We start from the raw sequence: 252 nt of genomic DNA, 5'->3' as shown, positions 1-252 counted from the left end.
GCGCTAGTGAGGTGAAAATTGCTACCGTAACCAACTTCCCACTGGGTGAAGATGACGTTGCGCTAGCTGTTGCAGAAACCAAAGCAGCAGTAGCCTACGGAGCAGACGAAGTAGATGTAGTGTTCCCATGGCGCGCACTAATGGCTGGCAACGAAGAGGTAGGTTTTGAGCTGGTTAAGCAGTGTAAAGCAGCCTGCGGCCAGATTAAATTAAAGGTAATTATCGAAAGTGGCGAGTTAAAAACGCCAGCCC

The 252-nt window shown here is 49.6% G+C and carries 1 pseudogene; it reads left to right on the top strand.

From position 1 onward, the window contains the following. Positions 1-252, top strand: a pseudogene (locus tag Q4528_RS14955) (deoxyribose-phosphate aldolase); the annotation flags it as partial.

Origin of the sequence: Staphylococcus pasteuri (genome assembly GCF_030547725.1) — a bacterium.
GTDB lineage: Bacteria > Bacillota > Bacilli > Staphylococcales > Staphylococcaceae > Staphylococcus > Staphylococcus pasteuri.
Note: the sequence above shows the minus strand (reverse complement) of the source record. Positions and strands in the feature narration are given on the sequence as shown.